General features: G+C 55.8%; 20 protein-coding genes. 7 read left to right on the top strand and 13 right to left on the bottom strand.

Annotated elements, in window-relative coordinates:
* The first annotated feature begins 65 nt into the window (after positions 1 to 65).
* Together NQH49_RS18910 and NQH49_RS18905 are read left to right on the top strand one after the other, a co-directional pair.
* Positions 66 to 1055: a sulfate ABC transporter substrate-binding protein gene (locus NQH49_RS18910; RefSeq protein WP_061720313.1), complete on the top strand. Its 990-nt coding sequence runs from the start codon at positions 66 to 68 to the stop codon at positions 1053 to 1055.
* A gap of 107 nt (positions 1056 to 1162) precedes the next feature.
* Positions 1163 to 1921 carry a CDP-diacylglycerol diphosphatase gene (locus tag NQH49_RS18905; protein WP_256697816.1) on the top strand — a complete coding sequence of 253 codons (759 nt, stop codon included), beginning with the start codon at positions 1163 to 1165 and terminating at the stop codon, positions 1919 to 1921.
* A gap of 85 nt (positions 1922 to 2006) precedes the next feature.
* Here the strand turns inward: NQH49_RS18905 and tpiA are convergent, their stop codons facing one another.
* The 3 genes from tpiA to fpr form a co-directional block, all read right to left on the bottom strand.
* Positions 2007 to 2774, bottom strand: a complete 768-nt coding sequence (gene tpiA, locus NQH49_RS18900) for a triose-phosphate isomerase (RefSeq protein WP_008109693.1) — start codon at positions 2772 to 2774, stop codon at positions 2007 to 2009.
* Between the two features lie 120 nt (positions 2775 to 2894).
* Positions 2895 to 3485 (bottom strand): YiiQ family protein, encoded by a 591-nt coding sequence (locus tag NQH49_RS18895; protein ID WP_256697815.1) that lies wholly within the window; start codon positions 3483 to 3485, stop codon positions 2895 to 2897.
* A 106-nt stretch (positions 3486 to 3591) separates the two neighbouring features.
* Complete coding sequence (gene fpr / locus NQH49_RS18890; protein ID WP_061720298.1) at positions 3592 to 4338, bottom strand: ferredoxin--NADP(+) reductase; 747 nt, start codon at positions 4336 to 4338, stop codon at positions 3592 to 3594.
* 289 nt (positions 4339 to 4627) lie between these two features.
* Here fpr and emrD point away from each other — a divergent pair, with 289 nt between their 5' ends.
* On the top strand, positions 4628 to 5824 hold the full coding sequence (gene emrD, locus NQH49_RS18885; RefSeq protein ID WP_305961201.1) for a multidrug efflux MFS transporter EmrD: 1197 nt from the start codon (positions 4628 to 4630) through the stop codon (positions 5822 to 5824).
* Here emrD and glpX read toward each other — a convergent pair.
* The 3 genes from glpX to NQH49_RS18870 form a co-directional block, all read right to left on the bottom strand.
* Positions 5814 to 6824 carry a class II fructose-bisphosphatase gene (glpX, locus tag NQH49_RS18880; protein WP_008109685.1) on the bottom strand — a complete coding sequence of 337 codons (1011 nt, stop codon included), beginning with the start codon at positions 6822 to 6824 and terminating at the stop codon, positions 5814 to 5816. The two genes, emrD and glpX, sit on opposite strands and share 11 nt — an antisense overlap.
* A 96-nt stretch (positions 6825 to 6920) precedes the next feature.
* The gene (gene glpK / locus NQH49_RS18875; protein WP_008109683.1) at positions 6921 to 8429 is read right to left on the bottom strand and encodes a glycerol kinase GlpK; all 1509 of its coding nucleotides are present in this window, start codon (positions 8427 to 8429) and stop codon (positions 6921 to 6923) included.
* A 30-nt stretch (positions 8430 to 8459) separates the two neighbouring features.
* Positions 8460 to 9308, bottom strand: a complete 849-nt coding sequence (locus tag NQH49_RS18870) for an MIP/aquaporin family protein (RefSeq protein ID WP_061720295.1) — start codon at positions 9306 to 9308, stop codon at positions 8460 to 8462.
* 420 nt (positions 9309 to 9728) lie between these two features.
* On the opposite strand from NQH49_RS18870, the gene zapB reads away from it, so the two are divergent.
* Positions 9729 to 9968, top strand: a complete 240-nt coding sequence (gene zapB / locus NQH49_RS18865; RefSeq protein ID WP_007885384.1) for a cell division protein ZapB — start codon at positions 9729 to 9731, stop codon at positions 9966 to 9968.
* Between the two features lie 50 nt (positions 9969 to 10018).
* On the opposite strand, the gene rraA is transcribed toward zapB, so the two are convergent.
* The 6 genes from rraA to priA form a co-directional block, all read right to left on the bottom strand.
* Positions 10019 to 10504, bottom strand: a complete 486-nt coding sequence (gene rraA, locus NQH49_RS18860; RefSeq protein WP_061720294.1) for a ribonuclease E activity regulator RraA — start codon at positions 10502 to 10504, stop codon at positions 10019 to 10021.
* 154 nt (positions 10505 to 10658) lie between these two features.
* Positions 10659 to 11996, bottom strand: a complete 1338-nt coding sequence (gene hslU, locus NQH49_RS18855; RefSeq protein WP_008109676.1) for an ATP-dependent protease ATPase subunit HslU — start codon at positions 11994 to 11996, stop codon at positions 10659 to 10661.
* Positions 11997 to 12001: 5 nt separating this feature from the next.
* Positions 12002 to 12538: an ATP-dependent protease subunit HslV gene (gene hslV, locus NQH49_RS18850; protein WP_008109674.1), complete on the bottom strand. Its 537-nt coding sequence runs from the start codon at positions 12536 to 12538 to the stop codon at positions 12002 to 12004.
* A gap of 217 nt (positions 12539 to 12755) precedes the next feature.
* Positions 12756 to 13664 carry a cell division protein FtsN gene (gene ftsN, locus NQH49_RS18845; protein ID WP_256697814.1) on the bottom strand — a complete coding sequence of 303 codons (909 nt, stop codon included), beginning with the start codon at positions 13662 to 13664 and terminating at the stop codon, positions 12756 to 12758.
* Between the two features lie 151 nt (positions 13665 to 13815).
* Entirely contained in the window at positions 13816 to 14853 is a 1038-nt protein-coding gene (gene cytR / locus NQH49_RS18840; RefSeq protein WP_061720292.1) for a DNA-binding transcriptional regulator CytR, read from the bottom strand.
* Positions 14854 to 15019: 166 nt separating this feature from the next.
* A complete protein-coding gene (gene priA, locus NQH49_RS18835; RefSeq protein WP_256697813.1) occupies positions 15020 to 17218 on the bottom strand; it encodes a primosomal protein N' in 2199 nt (732 codons plus the stop codon).
* 210 nt (positions 17219 to 17428) lie between these two features.
* On the opposite strand from priA, the gene rpmE reads away from it, so the two are divergent.
* Positions 17429 to 17644: a 50S ribosomal protein L31 gene (gene rpmE / locus NQH49_RS18830; RefSeq protein ID WP_007885402.1), complete on the top strand. Its 216-nt coding sequence runs from the start codon at positions 17429 to 17431 to the stop codon at positions 17642 to 17644.
* Positions 17645 to 17721: 77 nt separating this feature from the next.
* Here rpmE and metJ read toward each other — a convergent pair whose 3' ends face one another.
* Positions 17722 to 18039, bottom strand: coding sequence for a met regulon transcriptional regulator MetJ (gene metJ, locus NQH49_RS18825; RefSeq protein ID WP_007885403.1), 318 nt, complete (start codon positions 18037 to 18039; stop codon positions 17722 to 17724).
* Between the two features lie 274 nt (positions 18040 to 18313).
* Here metJ and metB point away from each other — a divergent pair, with 274 nt between their 5' ends.
* Together metB and NQH49_RS18815 are read left to right on the top strand one after the other, a co-directional pair.
* Positions 18314 to 19474, top strand: a complete 1161-nt coding sequence (metB, locus tag NQH49_RS18820) for a cystathionine gamma-synthase (RefSeq protein WP_179453190.1) — start codon at positions 18314 to 18316, stop codon at positions 19472 to 19474.
* A gap of 2 nt (positions 19475 to 19476) precedes the next feature.
* Positions 19477 to 21909, top strand: coding sequence for a bifunctional aspartate kinase/homoserine dehydrogenase II (locus tag NQH49_RS18815; RefSeq protein WP_256697812.1), 2433 nt, complete (start codon positions 19477 to 19479; stop codon positions 21907 to 21909).
* The last annotated feature ends 218 nt before the right edge of the window (positions 21910 to 22127 follow it).

The following is a 22127-nucleotide window of genomic DNA, read 5'->3' as shown; positions in this document are numbered from 1 at the left end:
AATTCTTTAATCCATGGATAAGTTTGTGTCAGTCTTGTTCTATAACGACCTCGGGAGAGCAAGCAATGAATAAGTGGAGTATTGGTGTCACCCTGTTACTGGCTTCAACCAGTGTTCTGGCAAAGGATATTCAGCTGTTAAACGTCTCTTACGATCCAACCCGTGAGCTGTACGAGCAGTACAACAAAGCGTTTAGCGCGCATTACAAGCAGGAGACCGGCGACAACGTGGTGATTCGCCAGTCGCACGGCGGTTCCGGTAAACAAGCGACCTCAGTGATCAATGGCATCCGTGCTGATGTGGTTACGCTGGCGCTGCAATCTGATGTCGATGCTATTGCTGACCGTGGTCGTATTAATAAAGACTGGATTAAACGCCTGCCGGACAACTCCGCGCCTTACACCTCGACCATCGTGTTCCTGGTGCGTAAAGGCAACCCGAAAGGCATTCATGATTGGCCGGATCTGATTAAACCGGGCGTTTCCGTCATCACACCAAACCCGAAAACGTCGGGCGGTGCGCGCTGGAACTATCTGGCTGCATGGGGTTGGGCGCTGGATCAGAACCATGGCGATCAGGCCAAAGCGCTGGCTTACGTCAAATCGCTGTTTAAGAACGTCGAAGTACAGGATTCGGGTGCACGTGGTGCGACTAACACCTTCGTTGAACGTGGCATTGGCGATGTGCTGATTGCGTGGGAAAACGAAGCCTATCTGGCGGTGGATAAGCTGGGTAAAGACAAGTTTGAAATCGTCACCCCAAGCGAATCGATTTTGGCCGAGCCAACGGTTTCAGTGGTGGATAAAGTGGTCGACGAGCAGGGCACCCGTAAAGTGGCCGAAGATTACCTCAAGTATCTCTACTCGCCGGAAGGCCAGACCATCGCGGCGGAGAATTTCTACCGTCCACGTGATGAAGCCGTTGCGAAGAAATTTGCCAATAAATTCGCCCCGGTAAAACTGTTCACTATCGACAGCAAATTTGGTGGCTGGACGCAAGCCCAGAAAACCCACTTCGCCGATGGCGGCAGCTACGACCAGGTGATGAAGCCATAACGCATAAAAAACGGCCAGCGAGAATGCTGGCCGTTTTGTTTTAGTCCGTGACTTTCATCACCTGCCAGGCGAGGATGCTGGCAGGTGATGAACAGAGGAATCGGGCTATGCAGGGCAGTCGTCGTACCCTGAAGTTACTTACCGCATTATTGGTGCTGTTGATTGTCGGACTGATCGCCGGCGCCATCCATTTCCATAAAAACTCCAACGCCCTGTGGCAGATTATCAGCGAAAAGTGCGTGCCTAACATGGCGGCGACGGGCAAACCCGCGCCATGTCAGCAGGTGAACAGCGCGCAGGGTTACGTCACGCTGAAAGATCTCAACGGCCCGTTGCAGTTTCTGCTGATGCCGCTCGAAAAAATTACCGGCATGGAAAGTCCGATCCTTCTTGAACCCGCAACGCCAAATCTGTTTGCCGAAGCGTGGCAGCAACGCACATTGCTGGCGCAGAAGCACGGCGCGCCGATTCCCGATAGCGCGCTGTCGCTGGCCATCAATGCGCAATATGGGCGTACGCAGAATCAGCTGCATATTCATATTTCCTGTCTGCGGCCGGATGTGCGTCAGCAGCTGGATGCGCTGGCTCCGAGGCTAAACGCGCAGTGGCACAGTGAAATGCTGCGTAAGCATCGTTATCTGGTGCGGTCGATTTCTGCGGCAGAACTGGCGCAGCAGAGTGCGTTTATCCGCCTGGCGGATGAAGTGCCGCATGCGCGCACCGAGATGGGGAAATACGGGTTGGCGCTGGCACAATTGCCGGATGGCCGTTTAGCGCTGTTGGCGCTGGAGCGTAACTGGCTGAAATTAAACAGCGGCTCGGCGGAAGAGCTGCAGGATCATAACTGCAGCATATTGCCGCAATAACCCATCTTTCGTAGGGTTGCCATTTATGGCGACCAATAAAAAAGGCGGCTAATCAGCCGCCTTTTTCTGCATCGAAAACTCTGACTTACGCGTTTTTCGCTGCTGCTGCCGCTTTCACGATCACCGCAAATGCATCGGCTTTCAGTGAAGCGCCGCCAACCAGCGCGCCATCGATGTCTGGCTGGGTGAACAGCTCAGCGGCGTTTTTGTCGTTGACCGAGCCGCCGTACTGAATGATCACTTGCTGAGCGATAGCTGCATCTTTCTTCGCGATATGGTCACGAATGAATTTGTGCACCGCCTGAGCCTGCGCTGGAGTGGCTGATTTGCCGGTACCGATAGCCCAAACTGGCTCGTAAGCGATCACTGCGCCTTCGAACGCTGCAGCGCCCTGAGTTTCCAGCACGGCGTCGATCTGGCGTGCGCACACTTCTTCCGTTTTGCCCGCTTCGTTTTCTGCGTCAGTTTCACCGATGCACAGAACCGGCACCAGGCCCGCTTCTTTCACAACGGCAAATTTCTTCGCGATGAACTCGTCGCTCTCTTTGTGGTAGGTGCGGCGCTCAGAATGGCCGATGATGATGTATTTCGCGCCAACGTCTTTCAACATGTCTGCGGAAGTTTCGCCAGTGAATGCGCCAGACAGATTAACGTCAACGTTCTGAGCACCCAGAGCAATGTGGCTACCGGAAATGGCGTGTTTCGCCAGGTCCAGATAGATGGCTGGCGGTGCAATCGCGACGCCACAACCATCAACACCAGACAGCTCTTTGCGCAGGCCTTCAATCAGCTCTTTGGTGATCTGCTTGCTACCGTTCAGTTTCCAGTTACCCATAACCAGTGGATGTCGCATTCTTTCCTCCGCATAACGCGATTCATGAAATAGCGCTGCCATCGGGCAGCGATGTCTGCGAGACAGTATAGAGATCAAATTTGTTGCTGGCTTTGCTTTTCGTCATTTTTGCCGGTGCGATCAGGGCGTCGCGAGCGCCAGTTTTATCGGCTCAACGGCGAAGGTCAAACCCTTGTCGCCATTGTCCGCCACCACGAAACGCAAGGCACCTTCGGTGCGGGCAAAATAGCGCGCGCCTTTACCGGCGCTCAGCAAGGAATCGAGTTTTTTACGCCCATCTTCGGGCGATAAGCCGGGGATGAAGAAGCGCAGCAGGGCGGTCATATAATCCATGGCGCGTGCCTGCGCGGCTTTCATATCGGGGCCGGGAACCGGCAGCCAGGTGATTTGCAGGGTTTTGATTTTGCCGGTGCCTTGCTCCAGCGCCGTTGAGGCATACAGCGTTTCGCTGATTTTGCTGGCGGCACGCGTCAGATTGCTTTTATCGCCGCGATTATCAATGGCGCGATATTCCTGCAGCAATTCATTGGGATTGGCCGTGTTGTACTTCTCACGGAATTGAGCAACGGTCATATCGAACGTTGGCGCACCCGCGAGCAGATAGGGCGCAGCAGGCAGATGATCGCTACGATCTAACGCGGGGGCATCCTCCGCCCAGACGGGAAATGTCAGTGCGAGGCCAAGCAGCAGCGCGACTGGCAGGTTGTTCATTGCTTCGGCCCTAAATCATTCACTTAGCCCACGATTAGAACGGTTTTTACCGGGCAAAGTCAAAACCCACACTGGGAAAAATCTTACATTCTTTGTGCCGCGCCGATTACCAGTAATGTTCGCTGGTCATATGGCCGGGTTTACGTTTGAAATGTTTACGCATCTCACGCGTATCTTTCAGTAATTGCTGGGTATCGCGCACCATCTGTGGATTGCCGCACAGCATCACATGGCTGGTTTCGGCCGTCAGCGGCAAGCCGACGGCTCGCTCCAGTTCTCCACTTTCAATTAGCTGCGGCACGCGACCGTGTAGCGAACCGGCGATCTCTTCGCGGCTAACTACTGTTTGAATGTGCAATTTGCCCTGATAGCGCTGCTGCAGTGCTTGCATTAAAGGCAGGAAGCTCAGGTCATCGGCGAAACGCGCGGCATGTACCAGCACAATGTTATCAAAACGATCCAGATCTTCGCCCTGTTGCAGAATCGATAAATAGGGGCCGATCGCCGTGCCGGTCGCCAGCATCCACAGCGTTTGGCAATCTGGAATTTCATCGAGCACAAAGAAACCCGCCGCCTCTTTGGTGATCATTACTTGCTCGCCGGGCTGCAACGCCTGCAAACGCGGACTCAGTTTACCTTCCGGCACCGTGACCAGATAAAACTCCAGCAGCGAATCCTGCGGCGCATTGACGTAAGAATAGGCGCGCTGCACGCGCTCACCGTCAATTTCCAGTGCCAGCTTGGCAAACTGTCCCGCCGTAAAGGTATCAATCGGTGCTTCGACGCGCAGGCTGAACAGTGCATCGGTCCAGTTTTTTACTTCTTTAACTTCAGCATTGATCCACTCAGCCATGCTAACTCCTTAATGTTGAATATTCAGGCACATGATTATCATCGTTATCCATCCGGCAAATTTCCAGCCTTGCGCCCAGCAAAGGGCTCTCAGCGACAAACGCAGCGCACAGATCAGCAACTGTAGCGGGCGGTTTACAATCTGGACTACCAACTTGACGGCTTAAGACATACAGCTTTGCCCGCGCCTCTCGATTTGTCACTGAATCCTGATATTTTTGCCGCCATAAATCCGAGGCGGCCTGTTTTGTGCTGCCTATTCTTTGTTTCTCAGGCAGACATTTTGTTCCATGTTGATAAGTAAAACGCAAAATCGCTTTCTGTTATTCATGCTGATCGTGCTGGTGGCGGTCGGGCAGATGGCGCAAACCATCTATGTGCCAGCGATGGCCAACATTGCCGAAACGCTCAATGTGCGCAGCGGCGCGATCCAGCAGGTGATGGCCGCCTATCTGATGACCTACGGCGGATCGCAGTTGATCTACGGCCCGCTCTCGGACAGTTTTGGCCGCCGTCCGGTGATCCTGATTGGCATGACGATCTTTGCCGTCGGCGCGTTGATCGCCATGTTCGCGCCCTCGCTCGATATTCTGGTGTTGGGCAGCGCGGTGCAAGGTTTAGGGACCGGCGTAGCGGGCGTGATGGCGCGCACCATGCCGCGCGATCTCTATTCCGGCATCGCTCTGCGCCAGGCGAACAGCCTGCTGAATATGGGCATTCTGGTGAGTCCGCTGCTGGCGCCGGTGATTGGTGCGCTGCTGACGCATCTGTTTGGCTGGCACGCCTGTTTCGCCTTCCTGCTGCTGTTATGCGTCGGCGTCACCGCCTCGATGGCGCGCTGGCTGCCGGAAACACGCCCTGTTGATACGCCCGCCACGCCGTTCCTGCGCCGTTATGCCACTTTGCTGAGCGACGGTAACTTCGTGCGTTATCTGCTGCTGCTGATTGGTGCGCTGGCCGGTATCGCGGTGTTTGAAGCCAGCTGCGGCGTGCTGATGGGCGGCGTATTGGGGCTGGATGGATTAACCGTCAGCATCCTGTTTATCCTGCCGATTCCGGCGGCGTTTTTTGGCGCCTGGTTTGCCGGACGCGAGCAAAAATCCTGGCACACGCTGATGTGGTACGGCGTGAACAGTTGCCTGTTAGCGGGCTTGTTAATGTGGGTGCCGGCCTGGTTTGGCGTAATGAACATCTGGACGTTGCTGGTGCCAGCTGCGCTGTTCTTCTTTGGCGCGGGCATGCTGTTTCCGCTGGCAACCTCGGGTGCGATGGAGCCGTATGCGTGGCTGGCGGGCAGCGCTGGTGCGTTGATCGGTGGTTTGCAGAACCTCGGTTCCGGCGTGGTGGCGTGGCTTTCTGCGCTGTTACCGCAGCACGATCAATCCAGCCTTGGCATGTTAATGTTCGTGACGTCGCTGGTGATGCTGCTGTGCTGGTGGCCGCTCTCTCGTCATCCAGAGAGCGGCAAGCAGGCGATTACAGGATAAATTGATGCAGCGCCGCGTCTTTGCGATCCAGATAGTGGATTGACTGGATGCGGCGAATAGTGCGCGATTTGCCGCGCACCAGCAGCGTTTCGCTGGTGGCGATGTTGCCGTTACGCGTGATGCCTTTCAGCAAATCGCCGGTGGTGATGCCGGTGGCAGCGAAGATAACGTTATCGTTGCGCGCCATCTGATCCAGCTTCAGCACCTGACCCGCTTCAATGCCCATCTCGGCGCAGCGTTGCAGTTCATTCTCGCCGAGGCGACGATTCTCTTCGCTATCGCCTTTCACTTCGTGACGCGCCAATAAACGCGCCTGCATGTCGCCGTCCATCGCGCGAATGACTGCCGCCGACACCACACCTTCCGGTGCGCCACCGATGCCGTACATCACATCCACTTCGCTATCCGGCATACAGGTCAGAATCGAGGCCGCGACATCGCCGTCCGGGAAGGAGAACACGCGCACGCCGAGCTGCTGCAGCTGGGCAATCACCGCATCGTGGCGTGGCTTGGCCAGAATCGACACCGTTAACTGGCTGAGCGGTTTGCCCAATGCCAGCGCGATGTTTTTCAGGTTAATGTCGAGCGGCAGATTGAGGTCAATGGCGCCACGTGCGCCCGGTCCAACAATCAGCTTTTCCATGTACATATCAGGTGCGTGCAGGAAGCTGCCCTTGTCTCCCACCGCCAGCACCGCCAGCGCATTGGCCTGGCCCATCGCCGTCATGCGCGTGCCTTCGATCGGATCGACCGCGATATCCACGGCGTCGCCACGGCCGGTACCGACTTTCTCACCGATATACAGCATCGGAGCTTCGTCGATTTCGCCTTCGCCAATCACGATCTGGCCGTCGATATCGATAGTGTTGAGCATAATGCGCATGGCGTGAACGGCTGCGCCGTCGGCCGCATTTTTATCGCCGCGTCCTAACCAGTGATAGCCCGCTAATGCAGCGGCTTCGGTCACACGGGAAAATTCAATCGCGAGTTCTCGTTTCATGGTGGCACCTGATAAAAAACAGGCAGGCAGTTTAACACAGCGGGGAAACGTGGCAGGGGAAAAACCCGCGACAGGGCGCCGCGGGTTAGCAGGATTTTACTCTTCGTCTTCCCACGCTTTAGCGCGAGCGACCGCTTTCTTCCAGCCGGCGTAACGGACGTTACGTTCGGTGGTTTCGATGCTTGGGCGGAACTCACGCTCAATCACCGCTTTAGCGCGAACTTCTTCCAGATCGTTCCAGAAGCCGACCGCTAAGCCAGCCAGATACGCCGCACCCAGCGCCGTGACTTCACGCACTTCCGGACGCTCAACGCGCGTGCCGAGAATGTCAGACTGGAACTGCATCAGGAAGTTGTTGGCAACCGCACCGCCATCCACGCGCAGTGATTGCAGGCGGGTGCCCGCATCGTTCTGCATCGCTTCCAGTACGTCGCGCGTCTGGTAAGCAATCGACTCCAGCGTGGCACGGATGATGTGGTTCGCGTTCGCACCGCGCGTCAGACCGAAAATCGCGCCGCGTGCATACGGATCCCAATATGGCGCACCCAAACCGGTGAAGGCTGGCACCATATACACGCCGTTGGTGTCTTTCACTTTCAACGCGAAGTATTCAGAGTCGGTTGAATCGCTGATCAACTTCATCTCATCACGCAGCCATTGAATCGACGCACCACCGATAAACACCGCACCTTCCAGCGCATAGTTCACTTCGCCGCGTGGGCCGCACGCGATGGTGGTCAGCAGGCCATGCGTTGAGGTCACCGCTTCGGTGCCGGTGTTCATCAGCATGAAGCAGCCGGTGCCGTATGTGTTTTTCGCCATACCCGGTTGTACGCACAGCTGGCCATACAGCGCCGCTTGCTGGTCACCCGCGATACCGGCGATTGGAATACGCGTACCGCCTTTACCACCAATGTTGGTCTGGCCGTACACTTCAGAAGAGCCTTTCACTTCTGGCAGCATTTCACGCGGGATATCGAGGATCTCCAGCATGCGCTCATCCCACTCCAGCTTGTGGATGTTGTACATCATGGTACGTGAGGCGTTGGTGTGATCGGTGACGTGCACACGGCCCTGGGTCATTTTCCAAATCAGCCAGGTATCAACGGTACCGAACAGCAGTTCGCCGCGTTTAGCACGGTCACGCGCGCCTTCCACATTATCCAGAATCCACTTCACCTTGGTGCCTGAGAAGTACGGGTTAATCACCAAACCGGTGGTGTGCTGGATGTACTCTTCCAGACCCTCTTTCTTCAGCTTATTACAGTAATCTGCGGTGCGTGGATCCTGCCAGACGATGGCGTTGTAAACCGGTTTGCCGGTCTCTTTATCCCACACGATGGCGGTTTCACGCTGGTTGGTGATACCAATCGCCGCGATTTGATCGGAGTTAATGTCGGCGTGAGCCAGCACTTCAACCAGCGTTGAGCTTTGTGACGCCCAGATATCCATTGGGTCATGTTCAACCCAACCCGCTTTCGGGTAAATCTGGGTAAATTCGCGCTGAGAAACCGCGACGATGTTGGCATCATGATCAAGCACCACGGCGCGTGAGCTGGTTGTGCCCTGATCGAGTGCAACTATATATTTTTTATCAGTAGTCATTGTGCTTTCCTGATGTGGTATCGACGAAACTTACGCTTTACGCTGCTGAGCGCGCGCAACCGGTTTTTCTGCTGTGCTGGCTTCCGCGACGTTAACTGGCAGATGGCGGCCAATCAGCGAACGGTAACCAAAGGCTCCGAGGCAAGCACCGACCAGCGGGCCAAAAATCGGAACCAGGAAGTAAGGAATATCTTTGCCACCGGTGAAGGCTACGTTGCCCCAGCCAGCGAAGAAGGCGAACAGTTTTGGACCGAAGTCACGCGCAGGGTTGAGTGCGAAGCCGGTCAGTGGACCCATTGAGCCACCGATTACCGCGACCAGTAAACCAATCAACAGGGGAGCCAGCGGACCACGCGGTACACCGTTGCCGTCATCGGTCAGCGCCATGATCACCGCCATTAATACCGCTGTAATCACCATCTCAACCAGGAACGCCTGAGCGACGCTGATGTGCGGGTTCGGGTAGGTAGAAAAGATACCGGCCAGATCGAGGCTTTCAACGCTGCCGCGCACCATTTGATGGCCTGCTTCGTAATCAAAGAACAGATTGTAGTAGAGACCGTAAACCAACGCGGCAGCGCAGAACGCGCCGGCAACCTGCGCCAGAATATAGGGGACAACTTTACGACCTTCGAAATTAGCGAACAGGCACAGCGCGACGGTAACGGCTGGGTTAAGATGCGCGCCAGAAACGCCTGCGCTGAGATAGACTGCCATGGAGACGGCTAAACCCCAGATAATACAAATTTCCCACTGACCGAATGACGCACCGGCCAGTTTCAGTGCAGCAACACAGCCTGCACCAAAGAAGATAATCAAACCTGTGCCGAGAAATTCAGCGATGCACTGACCTTTTAGTGTGTTAGTTGTCTGACTCATAATGGCATTCCTGAAGCGAGGTTAAATTTTATCAGTTTTTGTTCTCATCCATGAGTCGCCCAGCTATCAATGTAGGGTTGATGTGAATTTATCGTTAACGAGCATAAACGAGAAATAGCGAAATTGAAAACTGTGTACTCCATCATAAAAATGCGCGTTTTCGCGTCTTTTACGTTGCTTTAAGACCCATTTTTCCCGCTTTGCTGGTCGATGCTGATGTGATCGCGCACACAGATGCGCGAAGATGCGCATTTTTTTAGGCATAGACTGAAAAGTGTTACAGACTGCCCTCGCAAGCCTTGTGCCACTGGACTTGCTGGGTTTGGCTACATACAATCGAGTCATCGTGGCTGAGCGCACCATAATAAGGCATGCACTAGCCCCATCAACGCCTTGCAAGATTTAGGAGAGGTCAGAAAGATGTCATTTGAAGTGTTCGAGAAACTGGAAGCGAAAGTACAGCAGGCGATTGATACCATCACTCTGCTGCAGATGGAAATTGAAGAGCTGAAAGAGCAAAACAATACGCTGAAAAACGAAGTCAGCCAGGCTTCAGGCAACCAGGATGCGCTGGTGCGTGAAAATCAGCATCTGAAAGAAGAGCAGCATGTCTGGCAGGATCGTCTGCGGGCACTGCTGGGAAAAATGGAAGAAGTTTAAGCGTCGATGCTTAAACCAACGGGTGCCGCGGCACCCGTTTTTGTTGCGGCTTACTCGATGTCGAGTGCGTCTTCAGACAGGATGATGCCGGTATTGTCGGCATACAGATGGTCGCCAGAGAAGAAGGTCACGCCGCCGAAGTTAACGCGCACGTCACTTTCGCCAATGCCTTCACCCGCTGCGCCCACCGGAATCGCCGCAATCGCCTGAATGCCGATTTCCAGCTCTTCAAGATCGTCAACCTGACGCACCGAGCCGTAAACCACAATGCCTTCCCACTCATTTTGCGCCGCCAGACTTGCCAGCTGAGCATCGACCAGTGCGCGACGGACCGAACCGCCGCCATCCACCAGCAATACGCGACCCCGACCGTTCTCTTCCAGCAAATCGTAGAGTAAGCCGTTATCTTCGAAACATTTCACTGTGGTGATTTGACCACCGAATGAGCTGCGCCCACCAAAGTTCGAAAAAAGCGGTTCAACAACATTCACAGCTTCGTGGTAGATGTCACAGAGTTCAGATGTATCGTATTTCATGAGGGTTTTCGTCTGTTTGCCACAGGAGCGCTAAGTATATCGCTATCTGGCGATTGTTGGCAAAATCATCAACCGCCAAACAAAGCGTTGCATCAATATCCTGGGTAAAAAAAAGCCCGGCACAGTGGCCGGGCAGCGATTTCGCGGGTGAAGCTTACAGAATGAAGCGGCTGAGATCTTCGTCGGCCACCAGCTCATCCAGATGCTTACCAACGTACTCGGCATCGATAGTGATCGATTCACCGTTACGATCGCTGGCGTCATAGGAGATATCCTCCATCAGACGCTCCAGCACGGTATGCAGACGACGCGCACCGATGTTCTCGGTGGTTTCGTTCACCTGCCATGCGGCTTCGGCGATACGACGTACGGCGTCATCGGTGAAGTCGATATTGACTCCTTCGGTGCCCATCAATGCTTTGTACTGCACGGTAACCGAGGCGTTTGGCTCGGTCAGGATGCGCTCGAAGTCATTGACGGTCAGCGCCTGCAGCTCAACGCGAATCGGCAGACGACCTTGCAGTTCTGGGATCAGATCTGATGGGCTCGCGACCTGGAACGCGCCGGAAGCGATAAACAGAATGTGGTCGGTTTTCACCATGCCGTGCTTGGTGGAAACGGTGCAGCCTTCAACCAGCGGCAGCAGGTCGCGCTGTACGCCTTCGCGTGACACGTCTGGGCCGCCCGCATTCTGGCCGCCGCGCTTACAGATTTTGTCGATTTCATCAATGAACACGATACCGTGCTGCTCAACGGCATCGATGGCATCCTGCTTCAGCTCTTCCGGGTTCACCAGCTTGGCCGCTTCTTCTTCAATCAGCAGCTTCATGGCTTCTTTGATTTTCAGCTTACGCGGTTTCTGCTTCTGGCCACCGAGGTTCTGGAACATCGATTGCAGCTGGCTGGTCATCTCTTCCATGCCTGGAGGCGCCATGATTTCGACGCCAGCCGATGAAGCGGCCAAATCGATCTCAATCTCTTTGTCATCCAGCTGGCCTTCGCGCAGTTTCTTGCGGAAGGACTGACGCGCGGTTGATGGCTCAGCCGCTTGTTCAGCCTGGCCCCAGTTGTTTTTCGCGGGGGGGATCAGCACATCAAGGATGCGCTCTTCCGCCATCTCTTCCGCGCGGTATTTGTTCTTCTCGATCGCCTGGCTGCGCACCATCTTGATGGCAGAATCGGTCAGATCGCGAATGATGGAATCCACCTCTTTGCCGACATAACCCACTTCGGTGAATTTGGTGGCTTCCACTTTGATGAACGGTGCGTTCGCCAGTTTGGCTAAGCGACGGGCGATTTCGGTTTTACCGACGCCGGTAGGACCAATCATCAGAATGTTTTTCGGCGTCACTTCGTGGCGCAGCTCTTCGTCGAGCTGCATGCGGCGCCAGCGGTTACGCAGGGCGATCGCGACCGCCTTCTTTGCGCCGTCCTGGCCTATAATAAAGCGGTTAAGCTCGCTGACAATCTCGCGTGGAGTCATCTCAGACATGATGTTTAGTCCTTAGCCTTAGACGGTAATGCTTCGAAGTTAATATTGTGGTTGGTGTAGATACAGATATCGCCAGCAATGTTCAGCGCTTTCTCCACGATATCGTGCGCACCAATGTCGGTGTTTTCCAACAACGCGCGTGCCGCTGCCTGGGCGTAAGGCCCACCAGAACCAATTGCAATCAGATCATTTTCCGGCTGGATAACGTCGCCGTTGCCGCTGATGATTAATGAGGAGTTTTCGTCGGCCACCGCCAGCAGCGCTTCGAGGCGGCGCAGCATGCGATCGGTACGCCAATCTTTGGCCAGTTCGACCGCCGCTTTCACCAGATGGCCCTGGTGCATTTCCAGCTTGCGCTCAAACAGTTCAAACAGGGTGAAGGCATCTGCGGTACCGCCAGCAAAACCGGCGATCACTTTATCGTTGTAAAGACGACGGACTTTTTTAACGTTGCCTTTCATTACGGTATTGCCGAGCGTAGCCTGGCCATCACCGCCAATCACTACCTGGCCGTTGCGTCGTACACTTACTATTGTTGTCACGGGCAGACCCCTTGTTGCAGTAGAAAAGGAACTCCGCGCACTCGGCGCGGAGTATCATGCAACCAGATATGGGGTAGGAAAAAGGGGTTTCAACCCCCAGCATACCCTTCATCCTTCAAATTGCAGGCGCGTTGGCTACGTGCGCTCACCCCAATCACTTACTAAAGTAAGCTCATGGGGATTCTCGCACTTGCCGCCTTCCTGCAATTTGAATTATTTAGGGTAAAGCGAGGGGAATACAACTTCCGTGGCCGGAACTGTGTAAGCGTTTGACTGTGCTGTCGGCGCTGCTGCGATCTTTGAACGGCCCGATCACCACGCGATTCCAGCCACCGCCGGTCGTAATGCGGCTCTCGAATCCTTCAAATGCCAGACCGGCGCGTACAGATTCCGCCTGATCGGTACCTTTGAACGATCCACACTGCACCATCCAGCGCTGTGAAGAGGCTTTCTCTTCGGTTTTCGCCTTGGCCGTTTCCTGCGGTTTGGTCTGTTGCGTTGGCTCACGCGTGATCGGCGCAGCTTGCTGCTGCTGCTGACGCGCGGCCTGTTGTTGCTGCAACTGTTGCTGACGCTGCTGCTGTTGTAACTGTTGCTGCTGACGTTGCAACTGCTGCTGCTGTTGTTGCTGCTGAACCTGCTGCTGTTGTTGAACCTGCTGACGCTGCAGCGTTTGCTGGCGCTGCGCCGGGGTTTGTTCGTTCCACGGCACTTCGTTCAACTGCGTCGGCTGCTGGCGCATATCGGCCTGCATCTGCTCCAGCAACTGGCGCTGTTCGTCGGTCAGCTGAGTTTGAGATTGCACGCCACCGGCCGAAGGCTCAGTCGGCGACGGAACGGTAATTTGGCGATTTTCCAGCTCTTTGATGTACTTCCAGCGCTCTTCCGGCTTCGGCGGCAGGCCGTTACCGTTAGCTTTGTGGTTTGGAATGACCTCAATCTCTTCTTTCTTATGATGCGAGATGAACCATAAACCACCGGCAAAGGTGACCAGCACGGCCACGGCCAGTACCATCATGAGCTTTGAAATGCCTGATCCGCCTTTGCTTTTCTTGCTGCGGCTGGCGGGTTTTTTGCGACGCGTCCCTGTTGAACGCCCGCGGCCTACATAATCTTTCTGTGCCACTTTCGTTCTGCTACCCTTCAAAAAAATGCCAATGGGCATGTAAATGTGCTGTTAATTGCCCGGCAATGAATGCGCCATGTTACGCAAGGGCTGGAACTTTGACCAGCACAGTCTGCCTTCAGAATCCGCTGAAAATGCAGGCTTCTACGCGCTATTTTTCCCTTTTTGCTGCCGGTGCCGTGCTGCCGCGCACGCGTAGCTCCGCATCCAGCAGGCGCGAACCGTTATTCACGCGTTTACCCTGCAGCTCATCAAGTAATAGCAGCATGGCTTCACGACCGATGGCAAAGCGCGGCTGTGCCACGGTGGTCAGCGGCGGATCGTAGTATTGCGCCAGTTCGATATCATCAAAGCCCACTACTGACAGATCCTGTGGAATGCGCATGCCCAATTTGCGCGCCTGATTCATCGCGCCCAGCGCCATCAAGTCGCTATGACAGAAAATCGCCTTCGGCGGCTGCGGCAAACTCATTAGCTGCTTAAGCGCATTCGCGCCGGCTTCAAAGGTGAAGTCGCCGTGCACAATCATTGTCGGGTCGATGGCGATGCTGCTTCGACGCAGCGCCTGAATGTAGCCCTGCAAACGATATTGGCTCAGAGGAATATGTTCTGGCCCGGTGATGCAGGCGATTTGGCGATGACCGAGCTGCAGCAGGTGATTTACCGCTTCAAAAGCGGCGGTCAGGTTATCGATATGTACCGTTGGCAACGCCATTTCCGGCGCAAATTCGTTGCCCATCACCATTGGCGGCAGGTTACGCTGATCTTCAATGCCCGCCTCAAATGGCAGCTGTGAACCCAACAGCACCATGCCGTCGATCTGGCGCGTTAGCATTAAATTCAGGAAGGTTTTTTCCTGTTTGTTCTGATGCGCGCAATCGCCAATCAGTACCAGATAACCTTCATGCGCGGCGGTGACTTCCACGCCGCGAATGATCTCACTGAAGAAGGGATCACAGATATCCGGCACAATCACCAGAATGGTTTGCGTTTCACCGCGTTTGGCATTGCGCGCTAACCCGTGCGGCGCATAACCCACGGCAATCACGGCTTTTTCGACTTTGAGTCGGGTCGCAGCAGAGACTTTTTCTGGATTCATCAACGCACGTGAAACCGTGGCGGTTGAAACGCCTGCTTTCTCGGCCACATCTTTCATGGTGGCGGCGGTGGAGGGTTGCTTCTGGTCCAACGTATAACTCCTGACGCGGTACAGCGCATTGATTTTCTGACATTACCGGGCTTCAACCGGGTCGGCACTATTGTTAACCCAAGGTCGCGCCGGGTTGTTACTTAATTTGCATAAAAATTGTGACTTGTGCGACTTTTTTCGATCTGGCTCGCAGATGTGGCGCGGCCTAGCTCTCGGTGGGATCGATATCCAGCGTCCATTTCACTTTGCGTGACGCGGGCAAGGTGGCGATCAGCGGCAGCGATCCGCTCAACAGCTGTTGCAGACGTTTGCGTGACGGATGCTGCAACAGCAGCTGCCAGCGCCAGCGTCCGCTGCGTTTCGGTGCCAATGCCGGAACCGGCCCCATCAGCCACATCGCTTCATCTTTTAGCGGGCTGGCTTCCAGTAAATTGCGCAGCTGAGTGAGGAATTCCGCCGCTTGTTGGTTATCCATATCTTCTGCGCGGAACAGCGCATGGCTGGTCCACGGTGGCAGCTGCACCGACTGACGCTCCAGAAGCGTTTGATCGGCAAAAGCGAAATAGCCGCGATGCAGCAACGTTTGCAGCAGCGGATGTTCCGGATGATGGGTTTGCAGCAATACTTCGCCCTGTTTACCGGCACGACCGGCGCGGCCCGCGACCTGCGTGTAAAGCTGAGCGAAGCGCTCGGCGGCACGGAAATCGGCGGAGAACAGCGCGCCATCGACATCCAACAGCGACACCAGCGTGACATCTGGGAAGTGATGACCTTTCGCCAGCATTTGCGTGCCCACCAGAATGCGTGCGCCGCCGCGATGCACATCGGCCAGATGCTGCTCCAGCGCACCTTTACGGCTGGTGGTATCGCGATCGATGCGCGATACCGGCACGCCGGGGAACAGCGTGCCCAGCTGCTGTTCCAGCTGTTCGGTGCCGACGCCAACCGGCATCAAATGCGTCGAACCACAGCTCGGGCACTGATTCGGCAGCGGGCGCTGGCTATCACAATGGTGGCAGCGCAGCTGGCGATGATTCTGATGCAGCGTGTAGTAGCTATCGCAGCGCTGACATTCCGCCAGCCAACCGCAATCGTGGCACATCAGCGCCGGAGAGAAGCCGCGGCGATTGAGGAACAGCAGAACCTGATTGTCGGCCTGTAGATGTTGGCGCATTTTGCCGAGCAGCGCCGGTGCCAGCCCGCCTTTCAGCTGCTGGCCTTTGAGATCAATCAGCTGTTGCAATGCCGGTTTAGCATTGCCCGCGCGTTTGGTGAGATTGAGCTGGCGATATTTGCCGACGCGCACGTTGTGCAGCGTTTCCAGCGCGGGCGTGGCCGAACCCATCACAATCGGAATGTCTTCTTCATGGGCGCGGAACACCGCCAGATCGCGTGCCTGATAGCGCCAGCCTTCCTGCTGTTTGTACGAGCTGTCGTGCTCTTCATCAATAATGATGACGCCGGGACGCGCCAGCGGCGTGAACAGTGCCGAGCGTGTGCCGATAACAATCGCGGTTTCGCCGCTGCGCGCGCGCAGCCAGACGGCCAGGCGTTCGCTGTCATTTAGCGCCGAGTGCAGCACATCAATCGGCGCATCGAAACGTTCGCGGAAGCGGGCGATGGTTTGCGGCGTCAGGCCGATTTCCGGCACCAGCACTAAAGCCTGTTTGCCGCGTGCCAGCACGTTCTCCAGTACGCTGAGATACACTTCGGTTTTACCCGAACCGGTAATGCCGGCCAGCAGCCACGGCGCATAGTGATCGTCTTCACTGCGCATCGCGCCCACCGCCATCGCCTGATCGGTATTCAGGCGCAGGCGATCACCTTTAACGGCAAAGCTGGTGCGCCAGTCGTGCATCTGCGGCGTATGTTCACGCAAATCGCACAAGCCTTTAGCGCGCAACGCTTGCAGCGCGGCATCGGTAAAATCGTGTTCGCTGACCTGATGACGATAGAGCGGTCGCTGACGCAGCATCGCCAGCGCTTTCTGCTGTTTCGGCGCGCGCTTCAGACTTTCCATCGCCACTTCACGGCCAGCATCATTTATCACCCATTGCCACAGCGGCGCTTCCTGCGCCGGTTTGCCTTGACGCAGCAGCACCGGCAGCGCATGGCTCAGCACTTCGCCGAGCGGCGAATGATAATAGTTGGCGGCCCAATGCAAAATACGCCACAGGGCGGGCGAGAACAGACTTTGATCGTCGAGCACGCTTTCTATCTGCTTGAGCTGCGTCAGCGGCAGATCGCTGGTCTCGCGCGTGCCGACCACAATGCCGATCATTTTGCGATTGCCGAACGGCACATTCACGCGTGCGCCCGCCACCGGCTGCGGCGTATCGGCAGGCAGCAAGTAGTCAAACAGGCGAGGTAGCGGAACGGGCAGGGCAACCTGAACAACGGGCATCTGAATCTCTATCCAGTTCTGAATTAAGGAGAAGTAGTGTACACGCCTAATTAGGAAGCGGCTATTTGCTAAAACCGGTTAATTTCTGTATACTATGCCGCCTTCGATGAGATCGCTTGTCGGAGCATACACTTAATGTTCAACCGCGTGTGGTGCTGTGCAGGCTGAGCCTGGCACGGAGAGCGACACGGCCTTTTATGAGGTTCTCCCATGAAACAAGGTATTCACCCTAAGTACGAAGCAGTAACCATGACTTGCTCTTGCGGTAACGTGATCAACACCCGTTCAACCATGGCTTCTGGTCTGAACCTGGACGTGTGCGGCAAATGCCACCCGTTCTACACTGGTAAGCAGCGTATTGCTGACACCGGCGGCCGTGTAGATCGCTTCAACAAGCGTTTCAGCGTGCCAGCAAGCAAGAAATAAGATTTTTGGCCGTCGAATCTTCGCGATTCGGCAGCAAGAAAAAACCCAGCCTCGGCTGGGTTTTTTTATTTCTGGCTTCAGTATTCCCAGCTATCGGGATCGATGCCCATTTCACGCATAATCTGTTTCGCTTCTTCCGGAATCTCATCGCTGCGTTCTTTCCGCAAATCGACATCGTTCGGCAGAGGCTGCCCGGTGAAAGCATGCAAAAAGGCTTCACACAGCAGTTCGCTGTTGGTGGCGTGACGCAGGTTATTCACCTGACGGCGGGTGCGCTCATCCGTTAAAATCTTCAGCACTTTCAGCGGGATAGAAACTGTGATTTTCTTAACCTGCTCGCTCTTCTTGCCATGTTCAGCGTAAGGGCTGATATATTCGCCGTTCCATTCAGCCATGGGTTACCTTAATCAATAAAAGTTGAATATGGGCAAATCCGTTGATTATGCCCGATTTTTCGATGCCTGACCCCTTAAACCGCAGGTTTTATGCTTGAGCACCGCTTCTGAAAAGGAAAGCGCGCTGAACACCAGGCGATGACGGACAATTTTAGCGGTTATTGATGATTTGCTCAATCTATACGCAAAGACATTTAGATGTCCAGATGTATTGACGTCTATGTGCGGAATGTTATTCTGTTGCTCTTCTTTTTCTTCAGGAACAGTAAGCACCATGACGCGTAAACAGGCAACCATCGCAGTACGTAGCGGTTTGAATGATGACGAGCAATATGGCTGCGTTGTCCCACCGATTCATCTCTCCAGCACCTATAATTTCCTCGACTTCAATGAGCCGCGTGCGCATGACTATTCACGTCGTGGTAACCCAACGCGCGATGTGGTTCAGCGCGCGCTGGCAGAGCTGGAAGGTGGCGCAGGCGCGGTATTAACCAATACCGGCATGTCGGCGATTCATTTGGTGACAACTGTGTTCCTGAAGCCGGGCGATCTGCTGGTGGCGCCACACGACTGTTACGGCGGCAGCTATCGTCTGTTCGATAGCCTGAGCAAGCGCGGTGCGTATCGCGTTAAGTTCGTCGATCAAGGCGATAAAGCGGCACTGGACGCGGCATTAGCCGAAAAACCGAAACTGGTGCTGGTTGAAAGCCCAAGCAATCCACTGCTGCGTGTGGTCGATATCGCCAGCATTTGCGCCGCCGCGCGTGAAGCGGGCGCCATTAGCGTGGTGGACAACACCTTCCTCAGCCCGGCGTTGCAAAACCCGCTGGCGCTGGGCGCCGATCTGGTTGTTCACTCCTGCACCAAATACCTGAATGGTCACTCGGATGTGGTGGCGGGCGCGGTGATTTCGAAAGATCCGGCGATGGCCACCGATCTGGCGTGGTGGGCGAATAATATTGGTGTAACCGGCGCAGCGTTTGATAGCTACCTGCTGCTGCGCGGTCTGCGCACGCTGTCACCGCGTATCGCCGCAGCACAACGCAATGCATTGGCGATTGTTGATTACCTGAAGCAACAACCGCTGGTGAAAAAACTGTATCATCCGTCTCTGCCGGAAAATGCCGGTCATGAGTTCGCGGTACGTCAGCAGCGTGGCTTTGGTGCGATGTTGAGTTTTGAAATCGATGCCGATGAGGCTCGCCTGCGCCGCTTCCTGAAAGCGCTGCAGCTATTCACGCTGGCCGAATCGCTCGGCGGCGTAGAGAGTTTGATTTCGCATACCGCCACCATGACGCATGCCGGCATGTCTGCAGAAGCGCGCGCGGCAGCGGGAATTTCGGAAACACTGCTGCGTATTTCTGTTGGGATTGAAGATCACGAAGATTTAATCGCCGATCTGGATAATGCATTCCGGATCGCAGCCGAGGAGTAATCATGACGAGTTCAGTGGGCGCGGGAACGCCGATCAAGCAGTTGCATAAATTTGGTGGCAGTAGCCTGGCCGACGCACGTTGCTATCAGCGCGTGGCCAGCATCATGGCGGATTACAGCCAGCCAGGCGACTTAATGGTGGTCTCAGCCGCAGGCAGCACCACTAACCAGTTGATCAGCTGGCTGAAATTGAGCCAGAGCGATCGCTTATCTGCCCATCAGGTGCAACAGGCTTTACGGCGCTTTCACAGCGAGTTAATTGCTGCGCTGCTGCCTGCTGAATATGCCGAAACCCTGACGTCTTCCTTTATACGCGATCTGGAAAGACTGGCGGCGCTGCTCGATGGCACCATCACCGATGCGGTGTATGCGGAAGTGGTGGGGCACGGTGAAATCTGGTCGGCGCGCTTGATGGCCGCGGTGCTGAGCCAGCGCGAGATCGAAGCCGCCTGGCTGGATGCGCGTGACTTCCTGCGTGCTGAACGTGCCGCGCAACCGCAGGTGGATGAAGGCAAATCCTGGCCGCTGCTGCAGGAGTTGTTAACACAGCATCCGCATAAGCGTTTGGTAGTGACCGGATTTATCAGCCGCAGTGAAGCGGGTGAAACCGTGCTGCTAGGTCGTAACGGCTCGGACTACTCGGCAACGCAGATTGGTGCGCTGGCGGGCGTGGGTCGCGTAACCATCTGGAGCGATGTGGCGGGCGTTTACAGCGCCGATCCGCGTAAAGTTTCTGATGCGTGTCTGCTGCCGCTGCTGCGTCTCGATGAAGCCAGCGAGCTGGCGCGTCTGGCTGCGCCGGTGCTGCACACCCGCACCTTGCAGCCGGTTTCCAACAGCGACATCGATTTGCAGCTGCGTTGCAGCTATCAACCGGAGCAAGGCTCGACGCGTATTGAACGCGTGCTGGCATCTGGCACCGGCGCGCGAATCGTTACCAGCCACGATGATGTGTGTCTGGTGGAGATTCAAATCCCCGACAATCACGATTTCAAAACGCAGCAGAAAGAGATCGATCTGCTGCTGAAGCGCGCGCAGCTGCGTCCGCTGGCGATCGGCGTGCATCCCGATCGTCGCCTGCTGCAGCTGTGTTACACCTCGGAAGTGGTGAATAGCGCCTTCAACCTATTGCAGGATGCCGCACTGCCGGGCCATCTGCAGCTGCGCGACGGCTTAGCGCTGGTGGCGCTGGTGGGCGCAGGCGTGACGCGTAATCCGCTGCACAGCCACCGCTTCTGGCAGCAGATCAAAGATCAGCCGGTGGAGTTTGTCTGGCAATCCGAAGATCACATCAGCATCGTGGCGGTACTGCGCGTCGGCCCGACGCAGCACCTGATTCAGGGACTGCATCAGTCGCTGTTCCGCGCAGAAAAACGCATCGGTTTGATGTTGTTCGGCAAAGGCAACATCGGTTCACGCTGGCTGGAGCTGTTTGCCCGCGAGCAGGAAACATTGTCGGCGCGTACGGGATTTGAGTTTGTGCTGGCGGGCGTCGCAGACAGCAGCCGCAGTTTGCTAAGTTACGACGGTCTGGAAGCCAGCCGCGCATTGGCGTTTTTTGATGATGAAGCGGTAGAGCGTGATGAAGAGTCGCTTTTCCTGTGGATGCGTGCGCACCCGTTCGATGATTTAGTGGTGCTGGACGTCACCGCCAGCGAGCAGCTGGCGCAGCAGTATCACGATTTCGCCAGCCACGGCTTCCACGTCATCAGTGCCAACAAGGTTGCCGGTGCGTCGAGCGGCAAGAGCTGGCGTCAGGTGCGTGATGCTTTCGCCAAAACCGGTCGTCACTGGCTGTATAACGCCACCGTCGGTGCCGGTTTGCCGGTCAACCACACGGTGCGCGATTTGCGCGAAAGCGGCGATAGCATTCTGGCGATCAGCGGTATCTTCTCCGGCACGCTCTCCTGGCTGTTCCTGCAATTTGATGGCACGGTGCCGTTTGGTGAGCTGGTCGATCAGGCGTGGCAGCAAGGCCTGACCGAACCGGACCCGCGCGTTGATTTGTCCGGGCAGGACGTGATGCGCAAACTGGTGATTCTGGCGCGTGAAGCGGGCTACGACATCGAGCCGGATCAGGTGCGAGTCGAATCGCTGGTGCCGGCGATTTGCGACGGTGAGTCGATTGATCACTTCTTCGAAAACGCTGACGAACTGAATGACCAGATGCTGCAGCGTCTGGAAGCAGCGCAGGAGATGGGCTTAGTGCTGCGTTACGTAGCGCGTTTCGATGCCAATGGCAAAGCGCGCGTCGGCGTGGAAGCGGTACGTCCCGAGCATCCGCTGGCCGCGTTGCTGCCGTGCGATAACGTGTTTGCCATTGAAAGCCGCTGGTACCGCGATAATCCGCTGGTGATTCGCGGACCGGGCGCAGGCCGTGATGTTACGGCGGGCGCGCTGCAATCGGATATCAACCGCCTCGCACAGCTGCTGTAATCTGCCTCACTCTGCAGACGGCATCAGCCGTCTGCACTCTTCACCTTCTCCCGCGTATCATGAAACGCTTTCACCTTGATTGAAGATTTGTCACGCCCGTACATTAATTTTCTGTTGACGCTGGCGCGCGAATCGTTCATTTTGTGCATCTGGACGTCTAAACGTATGGATGTTCGAAGGCCGCAAAATAATCGATATGTGATGACGAGGTAATTAGG

Origin of the sequence: Pantoea trifolii, assembly GCF_024506435.1 — a bacterium.
GTDB classification, from domain to species: Bacteria; Pseudomonadota; Gammaproteobacteria; order Enterobacterales; family Enterobacteriaceae; genus Pantoea; species Pantoea trifolii.
Note: the sequence above shows the minus strand (reverse complement) of the source record. Positions and strands in the feature narration are given on the sequence as shown.

What these genes read in the sequence shown, in the direction of transcription:
- NQH49_RS18910 (WP_061720313.1), top strand. Translation starts at nt 66, where the DNA reads ATGAATAAGTGGAGTATTGGTGTCACCCTGTTACTGGCTTCAACCAGT.
- NQH49_RS18905 (WP_256697816.1), top strand. Translation starts at nt 1,163, where the DNA reads ATGCAGGGCAGTCGTCGTACCCTGAAGTTACTTACCGCATTATTGGTG.
- tpiA (WP_008109693.1), bottom strand. Translation starts at nt 2,774, where the DNA reads ATGCGACATCCACTGGTTATGGGTAACTGGAAACTGAACGGTAGCAAG.
- NQH49_RS18895 (WP_256697815.1), bottom strand. Translation starts at nt 3,485, where the DNA reads ATGAACAACCTGCCAGTCGCGCTGCTGCTTGGCCTCGCACTGACATTT.
- fpr (WP_061720298.1), bottom strand. Translation starts at nt 4,338, where the DNA reads ATGGCTGAGTGGATCAATGCTGAAGTTAAAGAAGTAAAAAACTGGACC.
- emrD (WP_305961201.1), top strand. Translation starts at nt 4,628, where the DNA reads ATGTTGATAAGTAAAACGCAAAATCGCTTTCTGTTATTCATGCTGATC.
- glpX (WP_008109685.1), bottom strand. Translation starts at nt 6,824, where the DNA reads ATGAAACGAGAACTCGCGATTGAATTTTCCCGTGTGACCGAAGCCGCT.
- glpK (WP_008109683.1), bottom strand. Translation starts at nt 8,429, where the DNA reads ATGACTACTGATAAAAAATATATAGTTGCACTCGATCAGGGCACAACC.
- NQH49_RS18870 (WP_061720295.1), bottom strand. Translation starts at nt 9,308, where the DNA reads ATGAGTCAGACAACTAACACACTAAAAGGTCAGTGCATCGCTGAATTT.
- zapB (WP_007885384.1), top strand. Translation starts at nt 9,729, where the DNA reads ATGTCATTTGAAGTGTTCGAGAAACTGGAAGCGAAAGTACAGCAGGCG.
- rraA (WP_061720294.1), bottom strand. Translation starts at nt 10,504, where the DNA reads ATGAAATACGATACATCTGAACTCTGTGACATCTACCACGAAGCTGTG.
- hslU (WP_008109676.1), bottom strand. Translation starts at nt 11,996, where the DNA reads ATGTCTGAGATGACTCCACGCGAGATTGTCAGCGAGCTTAACCGCTTT.
- priA (WP_256697813.1), bottom strand. Translation starts at nt 17,218, where the DNA reads ATGCCCGTTGTTCAGGTTGCCCTGCCCGTTCCGCTACCTCGCCTGTTT.
- rpmE (WP_007885402.1), top strand. Translation starts at nt 17,429, where the DNA reads ATGAAACAAGGTATTCACCCTAAGTACGAAGCAGTAACCATGACTTGC.
- metJ (WP_007885403.1), bottom strand. Translation starts at nt 18,039, where the DNA reads ATGGCTGAATGGAACGGCGAATATATCAGCCCTTACGCTGAACATGGC.
- metB (WP_179453190.1), top strand. Translation starts at nt 18,314, where the DNA reads ATGACGCGTAAACAGGCAACCATCGCAGTACGTAGCGGTTTGAATGAT.
- NQH49_RS18815 (WP_256697812.1), top strand. Translation starts at nt 19,477, where the DNA reads ATGACGAGTTCAGTGGGCGCGGGAACGCCGATCAAGCAGTTGCATAAA.